The sequence below is a fragment of the Geobacillus vulcani PSS1 genome, assembly GCF_000733845.1.
Lineage (GTDB): Bacteria > Bacillota > Bacilli > Bacillales > Anoxybacillaceae > Geobacillus > Geobacillus vulcani.
Window position 1 is genome coordinate 2,078,143 of record NZ_JPOI01000001.1, and the last position, 12,318, is coordinate 2,090,460.

The 12,318-nt window shown below is 57.3% G+C and carries 11 protein-coding genes; all 11 read left to right on the forward strand.

All coding sequences use genetic code 11. The annotated features are described in order from the left end of the window. The first annotated feature begins 133 nt into the window (after positions 1–133). The 11 genes from yqiS (at position 134) to N685_RS0111275 (ending at position 12,182) form a co-directional block, all read left to right on the forward strand. A complete protein-coding gene (yqiS, locus tag N685_RS0111225; RefSeq protein ID WP_031408394.1) occupies positions 134–1,033 on the forward strand; it encodes a phosphate butyryltransferase in 900 nt (299 codons plus the stop codon). Between the two features lie 21 nt (positions 1,034–1,054). Next, a complete protein-coding gene (locus N685_RS0111230; protein ID WP_031408396.1) occupies positions 1,055–2,158 on the forward strand; it encodes a leucine dehydrogenase in 1,104 nt (367 codons plus the stop codon). 55 nt (positions 2,159–2,213) lie between these two features. Then, positions 2,214–3,326 (forward strand): butyrate kinase, encoded by a 1,113-nt coding sequence (gene buk / locus N685_RS0111235; protein WP_031408398.1) that lies wholly within the window; start codon positions 2,214–2,216, stop codon positions 3,324–3,326. A 30-nt stretch (positions 3,327–3,356) separates the two neighbouring features. After that, positions 3,357–4,778: a dihydrolipoyl dehydrogenase gene (gene lpdA / locus N685_RS0111240; RefSeq protein WP_031408400.1), complete on the forward strand. Its 1,422-nt coding sequence runs from the start codon at positions 3,357–3,359 to the stop codon at positions 4,776–4,778. 69 nt (positions 4,779–4,847) lie between these two features. After that, positions 4,848–5,843, forward strand: a complete 996-nt coding sequence (locus tag N685_RS0111245) for a thiamine pyrophosphate-dependent dehydrogenase E1 component subunit alpha (RefSeq protein ID WP_031408402.1) — start codon at positions 4,848–4,850, stop codon at positions 5,841–5,843. A 17-nt stretch (positions 5,844–5,860) separates the two neighbouring features. Then, positions 5,861–6,844, forward strand: coding sequence for an alpha-ketoacid dehydrogenase subunit beta (locus N685_RS0111250; protein ID WP_031408404.1), 984 nt, complete (start codon positions 5,861–5,863; stop codon positions 6,842–6,844). Between the two features lie 177 nt (positions 6,845–7,021). Continuing rightward, positions 7,022–8,350, forward strand: coding sequence for a dihydrolipoamide acetyltransferase family protein (locus N685_RS0111255; protein ID WP_031408406.1), 1,329 nt, complete (start codon positions 7,022–7,024; stop codon positions 8,348–8,350). A 120-nt stretch (positions 8,351–8,470) separates the two neighbouring features. Then, the gene (locus N685_RS0111260; RefSeq protein WP_031408408.1) at positions 8,471–9,448 is read left to right on the forward strand and encodes a YncE family protein; all 978 of its coding nucleotides are present in this window, start codon (positions 8,471–8,473) and stop codon (positions 9,446–9,448) included. After that, the gene (locus N685_RS0111265; protein WP_031408409.1) at positions 9,445–10,119 is read left to right on the forward strand and encodes a response regulator transcription factor; all 675 of its coding nucleotides are present in this window, start codon (positions 9,445–9,447) and stop codon (positions 10,117–10,119) included. Before N685_RS0111260 ends, N685_RS0111265 begins: the two co-directional genes overlap by 4 nt. A 3-nt stretch (positions 10,120–10,122) precedes the next feature. After that, entirely contained in the window at positions 10,123–11,574 is a 1,452-nt protein-coding gene (locus N685_RS0111270) for a sensor histidine kinase (protein ID WP_051870816.1), read from the forward strand. 23 nt (positions 11,575–11,597) lie between these two features. Further along, positions 11,598–12,182, forward strand: a complete 585-nt coding sequence (locus tag N685_RS0111275; RefSeq protein ID WP_031408414.1) for a Uma2 family endonuclease — start codon at positions 11,598–11,600, stop codon at positions 12,180–12,182. Positions 12,183–12,318: the final 136 nt, after the last annotated feature.

Consider the following 12,318-nt stretch of genomic DNA (forward strand, 5'->3'; position numbering starts at 1 on the left):
ACAATGAAAAATATTGCACATACCTATTTGTGAAGGTAGTGTATTTTAAAGCGCTTTCAGTTATTTTTAGTTGGCACAGTTTTTGCATGAAAAGATCATGCCGCACGATTTGCAGAAAAGGTTGGTGCAGATGATGAAGCTTGAATCGTTAGTGGAAGAAGCAAGACAAGGCCAAGGCCGGACGGTGGCCGTGGCGGCGGCGGAAGATGAAGAAGTGATCGAAGCGGTGGCGATGGCGCTTGAACACCGTCTCGGACGCTTTGTGCTCTATGGCGATCGGGAGCGGCTCGGACGGCTGTTGAAGGAAAAAGGATGCACCCGCTTTTCCGACGTCGATGTCGTTCATGCGAATTCGACCGGGCAAGCCGCGGAGCTCGCCGTGCGCGCCGTCCATTTGAACGAGGCGGATGCGTTGATGAAAGGGCATGTGCCGACAGCAACGCTGCTGAAAGCCGTCTTGAACAAAGAGTACGGGCTGCGCACCGGAAAGGTGTTGTCCCATGTCGCGGTGTTTGAAGTGCCGGCGTTTGACCGGCTTGTCATCGTCACCGATGCGGCGATGAACATCGCTCCGGATTTGGAACAAAAGGTGCAAATTGTGAACAATGCCGTCATCATCGCGCGTTCCATCGGCATCGAGCGCCCGAAAGTCGCGGCGCTGGCGGCGGTGGAGACGGTCAATCCCGCTATGCCGGCGACTGTCGACGCAGCCGCGCTCGCGATGATGCAAAAGCGGGGGCAAATCGAACATTGCCTGCTTGATGGACCGCTTGCGTTAGACAACGCGGTGTCGATGGCGGCGGCGAAACATAAGCGGATTGAAAGCCAAGTGGCCGGACAGGCTGACATTTTGCTTGTGCCGGACATTGAATCCGGCAACATGCTGTACAAGTCGCTCGTCTATTTTGCCAAAGCCAAAGTCGGCGCCGTCATCGCCGGGGCGAAGGCGCCGATCGTCTTGACATCGCGCGCCGACTCAGCGGAAAGCAAATTGTATTCGCTCGCCCTTGCCATCTGTTCAGCAGCGAAATGACAAAGAAGGAGGCCATCTGAGATGGAATTGTTCAAATATATGGAAGCTTACGATTATGAGCAAGTGCTGTTTTGCCAAGATAAAGAGTCAGGGCTGAAAGCGATCATTGCCATTCATGACACGACGCTCGGCCCGGCGCTCGGCGGGACGCGCATGTGGATGTACAATTCGGAAGAAGAAGCGCTTGAAGACGCCTTGCGCCTCGCCCGCGGCATGACGTACAAAAATGCGGCCGCCGGCCTTAATTTAGGCGGGGGCAAGACGGTCATCATCGGCGACCCGCGCAAAGATAAAAACGAGGCGATGTTCCGCGCGTTCGGCCGGTTCATTCAAGGGCTGAACGGCCGCTACATCACGGCGGAAGACGTCGGCACGACCGTTGCCGATATGGACATCATCTATCAAGAAACCGACTATGTCACCGGCATTTCGCCGGAATTCGGCTCATCCGGCAACCCGTCGCCGGCCACCGCTTACGGTGTCTATCGCGGGATGAAAGCGGCGGCGAAAGAAGCGTTCGGCAGCGATTCGCTCGAAGGAAAAGTCGTCGCCGTCCAAGGAGTCGGCAATGTCGCCTACCATTTATGCCGTCATTTGCACGAAGAAGGAGCGAAACTCATCGTTACCGACATCAACAAGGAAGCGGTGGCGCGCGCAGTCGAGGAATTCGGGGCGAAAGCGGTCGATCCGAACGACATTTACGGTGTGGAGTGCGACATTTTCGCCCCATGCGCGCTCGGCGGCATTATCAACGACCAAACGATTCCGCAGCTGAAAGCGAAGGTGATCGCCGGCTCGGCGAACAACCAGCTGAAAGAGCCGCGCCATGGCGACATGATCCATGAAATGGGCATCGTCTATGCACCGGATTATGTGATCAACGCCGGCGGTGTCATCAATGTCGCGGATGAGCTGTACGGCTACAACCGCGAACGGGCGATGAAAAAAATCGAGCAAATTTATGACAACATCGAAAAAGTGTTCGCGATCGCCAAGCGCGACAACATCCCAACGTATGTGGCCGCCGACCGGATGGCCGAAGAACGGATTGAAACGATGCGCAAAGCGCGCAGCCAATTTTTGCAAAACGGCCATCATATTTTAAGCCGCCGCCGCGCTCGCTGAAGGCGGGAAAGGGGCGGCCTTCCGCCCCGCGACGGATAATGGAGGGACAGCAACGATGCAAGAGCAGAAGTTTCGCATTTTAACGATCAATCCAGGCTCGACTTCAACGAAGATCGGCGTCTTTGAAAACGAACGGCCATTGCTGGAAAAAACGATTCGCCATGAGGCGGACGTGCTTCGGCGATATAAAACGATCGCGGGCCAATATGAATTCCGCAAGCAAACGATTTTGCAAGCGCTCGATGAAGAAGGGATCAATTTATCGAAGTTGAGCGCTGTCTGCGGCCGCGGCGGGCTCCTCCGCCCGATCGAAGGCGGAACGTACCGCGTCAATGAGGCGATGCTTGAAGATTTGCGGCGCGGATATTCGGGCCAGCACGCGTCCAACCTCGGCGGCATTTTGGCGCATGAAATCGCCTCAGCGCTCAACATTCCGGCGTTTATCGTCGACCCGGTCGTCGTCGACGAACTCGAGCCGATCGCCCGGATCAGCGGGTTTCCACTCATTGAGCGGCGCAGCATTTTTCACGCGCTAAACCAAAAAGCGGTCGCGCGCCGCGTCGCCAAACAGCTGGGCAAACGGTATGACGAACTCAACTTGATCGTCGCTCATATGGGCGGCGGGATTACGGTTGGCGCCCACAAGCAAGGAAGAGTGGTGGATGTCAACAACGGCCTTGACGGCGAAGGCCCGTTCAGCCCGGAGCGCGCCGGGACGGTGCCAGCCGGCGATTTGGTTGCTTTATGCTTCTCGGGCGAATACTACCGTGAGGAAGTGATGCGCATGCTCGTCGGCCAAGGCGGGCTTGTCGGCTACCTCGGCACGAACGATGCCGTCAAAGTGGAAAACATGATCGAAGCTGGTGATGAAAAGGCCAAGCTTGTGTATGAGGCGATGGCGTACCAAGTGGCGAAAGAAATCGGTGCGGCAAGCGCCGTGCTTGCCGGCAAAGTCGACGCTATCATTTTGACCGGCGGATTGGCGTACGGCAAATCGTTTGTGGAACAGATCACCCGCCGCGTCCAATGGATCGCCAATGTCATCGTCCATCCGGGCGAAAACGAACTGCAGGCGCTCGCTGAAGGCGCGCTTCGCGTTCTGCGCGGCGAAGAAGAGGAAAAAGTCTATCCAGGCGAGGTCGTTTCGCCGGTTCCGGCCCGGCGTTGATGCGGCAACGGACAGAAAGGGGAAGGCAAAATGGCAAAAGAATACGATGTCGTCATTCTCGGCGGGGGTACGGGCGGCTATGTGGCCGCCATTCGCGCCTCGCAGCTCGGGTTGAAAACGGCCGTTGTGGAAAAAGGGAAGCTTGGCGGCACATGCCTGCATGCTGGCTGCATTCCGTCCAAAGCGCTGCTCCGCAGTGCGGAAGTGTACGCGCAAACGAAAAACGGCGAGGCGTTTGGCGTCATCGCCGACGGCGTGCGCTTGGATTTCGCCAAAGTGCAGGCGCGCAAGGCAGCGATTGTTGAGCAGCTCCACAAAGGCGTGCAGCATTTGATGAAAAAAGGGAAAATCGATGTGTATGCCGGCATCGGCCGCCTGCTCGGCCCATCGATCTTTTCCCCGCTGCCAGGGACGGTGTCGGTCGAAATGAACGATGGCAGCGAAAACGAAATGCTCGTTCCGAAATTTGTCGTCATCGCCACGGGTTCGCGTCCGCGCACGCTGCCGGGGCTGGAGCCGGATGGCGAATTCGTGATGACGTCCGATGAAGCGCTGCAAATGGAGGCGCTCCCATCGTCCATCTTGATTGTCGGCGGCGGCGTGATCGGCATGGAATGGGCGTCGATGTTGAACGATTTCGGCGTGGATGTCACTGTGCTTGAGTATGCCGACCGCATTTTGCCGACAGAAGATGAAGATGTGTCAAAAGAAATGGAAAAACTGCTCCGCCGCCGCGGCGTCAACATCGTCACCGGAGCGAAAGTGCTGCCGGAAACGCTCGAGAAAAGAAACGGCGTCACGATCCAAGCGGAGCATCAAGGCGAGCGGAAAACGTTTACGGCCGACAAGATGCTTGTTTCCGTCGGGCGGCAGGCGAACATTGAGGGGATCGGCCTCGAAAACACTGAGATTGTCGTCGAGAAGGGGTATATTCAAACGAACGCGTTCGGCCAAACGAAAGAATCGCACATTTACGCGATCGGCGATGTCATCGGCGGCTTGCAGCTCGCCCACGTCGCCGCCCATGAAGGGATCGTCGCCATTGAACATTTAGCCGGGCGCAATCCAGCGCCGATTGACTATACGATGGTGCCGCGCTGCATTTACACCCGTCCGGAAGCGGCGGCGGTCGGCTTAACCGAGCAAGAGGCGAAAGCGAAAGGCTATGATGTCAAGGTCGGCAAATTTCCGTTTAAAGCCATTGGCAAGGCGCTGGTGTTCGGTGAGGCGGAAGGGTTTGTGAAATTCATCGCCGACCGGAACACGGACGATCTGCTTGGCGTCCATATGGTCGGGCCGCACGTGACCGATTTGATTTCCGAAGCCGGGCTCGCCCGCGTGCTTGATGCGGCTCCGTGGGAAGTGGCCCATGCGATCCATCCGCACCCGACGCTGTCAGAGGCCATGGCGGAAGCAGCGCTGGCGGTCGATGGCAAAGCTATTCATTTTTAACCGATTTCGCCGTATGCGCGCGGCGTGTGATCATTGGTTGACTATGTGAATCTAAGGGAGGTTGTTGCGATGGCGCAAAACCGTCATCAAGCACTCGGATTAAGCGATGACACGGTGTTGGAAATGTATGAAACGATGCTTCTCGCCCGCAAGCTCGATGAACGGATGTGGCTGTTAAACCGCGCCGGGAAAATTCCGTTCGTCATCTCGTGCCAAGGGCAGGAAGCCGCGCAAGTCGGAGCGGCGTTCGCCCTCGACCGGACGAAAGACTATGTCTTGCCGTATTACCGCGACGTGGGTGTTGTCTTGACGTTTGGCATGACGCCGAGAGAATTGATGTTGGCGGCGTTTGCCAAGGCGGAAGACCCGAACTCCGGCGGCCGGCAAATGCCCGGGCATTTCGGGAAAAAGAAGAACCGGATCGTCACCGGCTCCTCGCCTGTGACGACGCAAGTGCCGCATGCGGTTGGCTTTGCCTTGGCGGCGAAAATGGAAAAGAAAGATTTTGTCGCCTTCGTCACGTTCGGCGAAGGGTCGTCAAACCAAGGCGATTTCCACGAAGGAGCGAACTTTGCCGGCGTTCACAAGCTTCCGGTCATCTTCATGTGCGAAAACAACAAGTACGCCATTTCCGTACCGATTTCCAAACAATTGGCATGCGAAAAAGTGTCGGACCGCGCCATTGGCTACGGCATGCCGGGCTATACGGTTGACGGCACCGATCCGCTTGAAGTGTACCGCGTTGTGAAAGAAGCAGCTGACCGCGCCCGCCGCGGCGAAGGACCGACGCTCATCGAGGCGGTGACATACCGCCTGACGTCGCACTCGTCGGACGACGACCATCGCGTCTACCGGACGGAAGAAGAGCTCGCCGAAGCGCGCGCCAAAGACCCGATCATCTCGTTTGCCCATTATTTAAAAGAGGTCGGTGTCTTGACGGACGCGTTAGATGAAGCCATTCAGGCGCGCGTCATGAAGGAAGTGAACGATGCCACCGACTATGCAGAAAAAGCGCCGTATGCCGAGCCGGAGCATGCGCTTCGCTACGTGTATGCTGAGGAGTAAGGGAGGGGGACTTGACGATGCCTGTGATTTCCTATATTGATGCCGTGACGATGGCCATTCGCGAAGAGATGGAGCGTGACCCGCGCGTCTTTGTGCTGGGGGAAGACGTCGGCCGGAAAGGCGGAGTGTTCAAAGCGACGCAAGGATTGTACGAGCAGTTCGGCGAAGAGCGCGTCATCGACACGCCGCTCTCGGAGTCGGCGATCGTCGGCGTCGGCATCGGCGCGGCGATGTACGGCCTGCGTCCGATTGCCGAAATTCAGTTTGCCGATTTCATCATGCCGGCGGTCAACCAAATTATTTCTGAAGCGGCGCGCATCCGCTACCGCTCGAACAACGACTGGAACTGCCCGATTGTCATCCGCGCCCCGTACGGCGGTGGGGTGCATGGCGCCCTATACCACTCGCAGTCGGTGGAAGCGATTTTTGCCAATCAACCCGGGCTGAAAATCGTCATGCCTTCGACGCCGTACGATGTGAAAGGGCTGCTCAAAGCGGCCATTCGCGACGAAGATCCGGTGCTCTTTTTCGAGCATAAACGCGCCTACCGCCTCATTAAAGGGGAAGTGCCGGAGGATGATTATGTGCTGCCGATCGGCAAGGCGGACGTCAAGCGTGAAGGCGAGGACATCACCGTCATCACGTACGGGCTGTGCGTCCATTTTGCCTTGCAGGCGGCCGAACGCGTCGCCCAAGACGGCATTTCCGTCCATCTGCTCGATTTGCGCACCGTCTACCCGCTCGATAAAGAAGCGATCATCGAAGCGGCGAGCAAAACCGGAAAAGTGCTGCTCATTACCGAAGACAACAAAGAAGGAAGCGTCATGAGCGAAGTCGCCGCCATTATTGCGGAACATTGCCTGTTTGACCTCGACGCGCCGATTATGCGCCTCGCCGGTCCGGACGTTCCGGCGATGCCGTACGCGCCGACGATGGAAAAGTTCTTTATGGTCAACCCGGAAAAAGTAGAAAAAGCGATGCGCGAACTAGCGGCGTTTTAACAGACGAACAAAAGGCGTCTCCAGCTTGGAGGCGGCAGGAAAGCACGGGATGTTCGGTTAGGGAGTCATTCCATCCTAATGAAGGGATTCCCCACAAACGCCGGCTTCGAAGCCAACCCTAGACGGCGAGGGGACGTCACGGCGAAGACATTGCAACAGAGATAGGAGGGTATCGATGTGGCCATCGAACAATTGACGATGCCTCAGCTCGGGGAGAGCGTCACTGAAGGCACCATCAGCAAATGGCTCGTTTCCCCGGGCGACAAAGTGAACAAATACGATCCGGTCGCCGAAGTGATCACCGATAAAGTGAGCGCGGAAATTCCGTCGTCGTTTGCCGGCGTCATTCGCGAATTGATCGCCAACGAAGGAGAAACGCTTCCGGTCGGCGCGCCGATTTGCACGATCGAAGTCGAAGGCGCCGCACCAAGCTCGGAAGCGAAGCCGGCGGAGGAAGCGCCGAAAGCGGAAGACAACGCGAAGCCAGCGGCGCCGAAAAAGGCCGGCCGGGCCAACAACGGCCGCTATTCGCCGGCCGTGCTCCGCTTGGCGCAAGAACACGGCATTGACCTCGAACAAGTCGAAGGCACCGGCCTTGGCGGGCGGGTGACGCGCAAAGATTTGCTGAAGCTGATTGAGTCCGGCCAAATTCCGAAAGCGGGAGCGGCATCGGCGGAACAAGCGGCGCCAAAAGCCGAGCCGCGAGCGGAACAGCCGACTCCGGCCGCCGCAACCGTTCAACCGTCTGCCGCGGCCGCACAAGCCGCGCCGCCGAAGCCAGCGCCGCCAACGATCGAAGCGGGAGCGGGTGACATCGAAATTCCGGTCACCCCGGTGCGCAAAGCGATCGCCGCCAACATGCTCCGCAGCAAACACGAAGCGCCGCACGCGTGGACGATGGTCGAAGTCGACGTGACCGACCTTGTCGCCTACCGCGATGCGATCAAAGACGAGTTCAAGCGGCGTGAAGGCTTCAATTTGACGTATTTCGCCTTCTTCGTCAAGGCGGTCGCCCAAGCGCTGAAAGAATTCCCGCAGCTGAACTCCGTTTGGGCGGGCGATAAAATCATTCAGCGCAAAGACATCAACATTTCGATCGCCGTCGCGACCGATGATGCTTTGTTCGTTCCGGTCATCAAGCACGCCGATGAAAAAACGATCAAAGGCATCGCCCGCGAAATCGCCGAACTGGCGGCGAAAACGCGCGCCGGCAAACTCCGCCCGGAAGATATGCAAGGCGGCACGTTCACCGTCAACAACACCGGCGCGTTCGGCTCCGTGCAGTCGATGGGCATTATCAACTATCCGCAAGCGGCCATTTTGCAAGTGGAAACGATCGTCAAACGTCCGGTCGTCAAAGATGGCATGATCGCCATCCGCGACATGGTCAACTTATGCTTGTCGCTTGACCACCGCGTCTTGGACGGCTTGATTTGCGGCCGCTTCCTCGCCCGCGTCAAAGCGATTTTGGAAAACATGAACAAAGACAACACGCCGATTTATTAACGTTTCCCCCCATCGCCATCGGTTGGCGGTGGGGGTTTTTGCATGGCGCGATTTCAAACTTCTTTCACAAATGTGAGGTATAATGAGGGCAGAAACGAACGTGCGGAGGAGAAAAACGAGATGAAACGAGCGAGCGTGTGGATGCTGTTGGGTTGCTTCTTTCTGCTAAGCGGCTGTGCCCATCCGTCGTTTCCCCCGGTGGCTGATTCGCTTTCCGTTGTCATCAGCCTTGAGGTCAAAGGGGGAACGGTCACCTTTTTGAACGCGAAAAATGGCGGCAAGGTCGCCCGTTGGAACATCAACGAACCGTTTCAAGGCGGGGCGTTGAGCCCGGACGGCCGGACGCTGCTTTTGTACGGGCGGGATCTTGACGGCGTTTACCGGTACGACCTCGCGACTGGGAAGCCGCTCGCCCAGTGGAAAACCGGGAGCGGTATTGTGAGCGCTGCTCCATCCCCGGATGGCCGCACGTGGTTTTTTGGCGACAGCAAACATCGCGCGGTGCGCGTTGTGAGCCGGGACGGGAAAGAGATCGCCCGCCTTTCGGTCGGACGCTCCCCGATGACGCTGCTTGTCAATCGCGCTGGAACGAGGTTGTATGTGATCGATTTTCAAGACGAACGGGCGTGGATCATCGATGTGGACCGCCGCCGCGTCATCCGTTCGTTTGCCGTGCCGAAATTTGCCTTAGGTGGAGTGGTGCGCGAGCGGCAAGGGGAGCTGTGGGTCGGCGGGCACGGCAGCGGAAGCCGTGTGGAAACGAACATTCATGTCTACTCGCTGCAAGACGGCCGCTTGCTCCGGACGATCGCCGCGCCGGTGATGCCGGTGGATTTTGTTGAAACAGATCGCGGCGTGTTTGTGCTAAGCCATGGCTCGAACACGGTTTATCGGGTTTTGCCAAGCGGGAAGCGGCTCGGATCCGTCTCTGTCGGCGCCAATCCGTTTGCCATGGAAGCGGCAGGAGGCCGTTTGTATATCGCGAGTTATGACAGCGATGAAATCATCGTGGTCGATGAAGCGACGCTGCGGCCGCTCGCCCGCTGGAAGACGGGCGACGGTCCGCTGCAGCTGCTCATTCGGGAGGGACGAACATGAGCGAACGAACCATTTTAATCGTGGATGATGAAGAAGAAATGCGTCTGTTGGTCAGCATGTATTTAGAAAACGCCGGCTTTCGCTGCTTGGAAGCGGAAGATGGGGAGGAGGCGCTGGCGCTGCTTTCCCAACATTCGGTCGATGCCGTCCTGTTGGACGTTATGATGCCAAAACAGGATGGCTTCGCCGTCTGCGCCCGCATTCGTGAGCAGTCGGACGTGCCGATTTTGTTTTTGACTGCGCTTGGCGAAGAATGGGATAAAGTGAAAGGGTTCAAGCTAGGCGGCGACGATTACATCGTCAAACCGTTCAGCCCAGGAGAGCTCATCGCCCGTCTCGAGGCGGTGCTGCGCCGGGTGCGGCGCGGGCGCGAGAACGACGGGCGGCTGCAGTTTGGCGACCTCGTTATTGACGAAAAAGGACGAACCGTGACCGTTGGCAGCGAACCGGTGAAATTGACGTTGAAAGAGTTTGAGCTGTTGCTGTTTTTGGCGAAACACCGTGGGCAAGCGTTCAGCCGCGATGACTTGCTCGTCCATGTGTGGGGGTATGATTACACCGGAAACGCCCGCACCGTTGACACTCATGTGAAAACATTGCGCATGAAGATGAAAGACGCCGGTCGCCACATTCAAACCGTCTGGGGCATCGGCTACAAATTTGAGGGATGAGAAATGAAACGGCTCCGCTTAGGGCAAAAAGTATGGCTGTCGATCGGCGCCGCGGTCGTGGCGACGTTGGCGTTTTCCTTTGGCCTTTTGAATTATTTTTACCGGACGGTGTACATGAAAGAAGTCGAACGAACGTTGATCGCGGAAGGGACGAGCCTCGCCCGTGACTATCGGGGCGGGGCGATCGCTCGGGAATACCGCCGGCAAATCGAATGGTATGACGAAAAATCGACGGCCACCATCCTATTGATCGACAACCCGCGCGAACTGAGCGCCTGCTTTCCGTTTCCGGTCCACTATGACGCGCTCGTGAGCGGCCGCGACCGGGAAACGCTGCTAGCCGGGAAGCCGGTTGTCAAAACCGGCTACGAAAAGCGGTTTGGCCGCCGCGTGATGGCGGTTGTTGTTCCACTTTTGGACGGCAAGCGGCTTGAAGGAGCGATTTACTTGTATTTGCCGTTAGCCGACGTCCAAGAAGCGACGAAACGGGCAGCCGCCGCGTTTTGGCCGTTGGCCGCCGCATTCGCCGCCGCGCTTTTGGTTGTCGGCCGACGGATGGTGCGGCAAATGGTCGAGCCGCTGCAGGCGATGGAACGGGCTGCTGAGCGCATGACGGAAGGACGCTACGAAGCGGGCATCCCAGTGCGGAGTGATGATGAAATCGGACGCCTGGTGCAGGCGTTCAACCAAATGGCCGACGCCATCGCTAAAGAAGACGAGCGGAAACGCGAGTTTTTAGCGAACGTCTCGCATGAATTGCGCACACCGCTCAGCTATATGAAAGGGTACAGCGAAGCGCTCCTGGCTGGCCTTGCGAAAACGAAAGAAGAAGAAAAGGCGTACCTTCGCCTCATCCACCGCGAAACGGAACGGATGGAGCGGCTTGTCCGCGATTTGCTCGATTTGGCGCGCCTTGAAGGGCAAAGCGTGCCGCTCGAGCGCGCGCCGGTGGCGTTCGCTCAAGTGATCGAAGATGTCATCGCCATGTACGAACCGATCGCCGCGCAAAAGCGGATCAAACTGTCATGCGGGTTAGACTATGACGTCATCGTCAACGGCGACGCCGATCGGCTCGAACAAGTCGTGCGCAACTTGCTTGACAACGCCATCCGCTATACTCCGGAAGGCGGCGCGGTGACGGTGCGGCTTTCCCGCCTGTCGGAAGCAGAAGGAGAACTCGTGATCGAAGACACGGGAAAAGGCATCCCGAAAGACCAGCTCCCGCTTCTTGGCCAGCGCTTTTTCCGCGTCGACCGCGCCCGCACCCGCAAAGAAGGCGGCACCGGCTTAGGGCTGGCCATCGTCAAGCAAATCGTCGCCCTTCATGGCGGCGCCATTCAGTTCGACAGCGACCTCGGCCGCGGAACGACGGTATCTGTCCGCCTGCCGCTCGTTGGGGAAGGGGAAGAAACATACGTTCAAGACAAAGGAACGGATGGTGTATCATCAATATAAAAATTAGGAGGCAGGTGGAGGAAATGGGTTCAAGGGAAAAGGAACAGGCCCCGATGACCTACAAAGAGTATGCGACATGGCCGGAAGGAAAACGGTGCGAGGTGTTGGACGGGAATATCATCAGCATGGCGCCGTCGCCAACACCGGAACACCAATCGATTTCGCTCCAGCTTTCGATCGAATTCGGAATGTATTTCAGAGGGAAGGATTGTCGCGTGTTGGCCGCCCCGATCGACGTGTACCTTTTTGAAGATCATCGCAAGGGATGGATGGATGAAAACGTCCGAAATTGGGTATGTCCCGATCTTGTGGTCATCTGTGACAAAAACAAAATTCAAAAAAACTGCATTGTCGGTGCTCCAGATTTGGTCATCGAGATCTTGTCTCCCGCTACGGCCAAAATCGACCGGATGGACAAACGGATCGCGTACGAGCGGGCTGGGGTGAAGGAATATTGGATCGTTGACCCGGCGAATCAAGTCGTGGAAGTGTATTTGCGTGAGAAAACAGGGAAGTTCGAACTTCGCGGAGTGTACAGCCGCGATGACACCGTTCCCGTTCATGGATGGGAGGATTTGTTCATCGATTTACGAAACATTTTCGAATGAACAAATGGCCATTGACATCTTCGCTAGGCAGTATGTTGTCTAGAAGGCTGGTGAAAAACCGCTGTCGCACACCAATCGGCGGCATTTTCATTCAAAAAAGAAAGCTGGTTCTGCAAAGTTTCTCTAATTGAGAAAT

Excerpts from the sequence above, each read along its gene's own strand:
- yqiS (WP_031408394.1), top strand. The coding sequence starts at position 134 with ATGAAGCTTGAATCGTTAGTGGAAGAAGCAAGACAAGGCCAAGGCCGG.
- N685_RS0111230 (WP_031408396.1), top strand. The coding sequence starts at position 1,055 with ATGGAATTGTTCAAATATATGGAAGCTTACGATTATGAGCAAGTGCTG.
- buk (WP_031408398.1), top strand. The coding sequence starts at position 2,214 with ATGCAAGAGCAGAAGTTTCGCATTTTAACGATCAATCCAGGCTCGACT.
- lpdA (WP_031408400.1), top strand. The coding sequence starts at position 3,357 with ATGGCAAAAGAATACGATGTCGTCATTCTCGGCGGGGGTACGGGCGGC.
- N685_RS0111245 (WP_031408402.1), top strand. The coding sequence starts at position 4,848 with ATGGCGCAAAACCGTCATCAAGCACTCGGATTAAGCGATGACACGGTG.
- N685_RS0111250 (WP_031408404.1), top strand. The coding sequence starts at position 5,861 with ATGCCTGTGATTTCCTATATTGATGCCGTGACGATGGCCATTCGCGAA.
- N685_RS0111260 (WP_031408408.1), top strand. The coding sequence starts at position 8,471 with ATGAAACGAGCGAGCGTGTGGATGCTGTTGGGTTGCTTCTTTCTGCTA.
- N685_RS0111265 (WP_031408409.1), top strand. The coding sequence starts at position 9,445 with ATGAGCGAACGAACCATTTTAATCGTGGATGATGAAGAAGAAATGCGT.
- N685_RS0111270 (WP_051870816.1), top strand. The coding sequence starts at position 10,123 with ATGAAACGGCTCCGCTTAGGGCAAAAAGTATGGCTGTCGATCGGCGCC.
- N685_RS0111275 (WP_031408414.1), top strand. The coding sequence starts at position 11,598 with ATGGGTTCAAGGGAAAAGGAACAGGCCCCGATGACCTACAAAGAGTAT.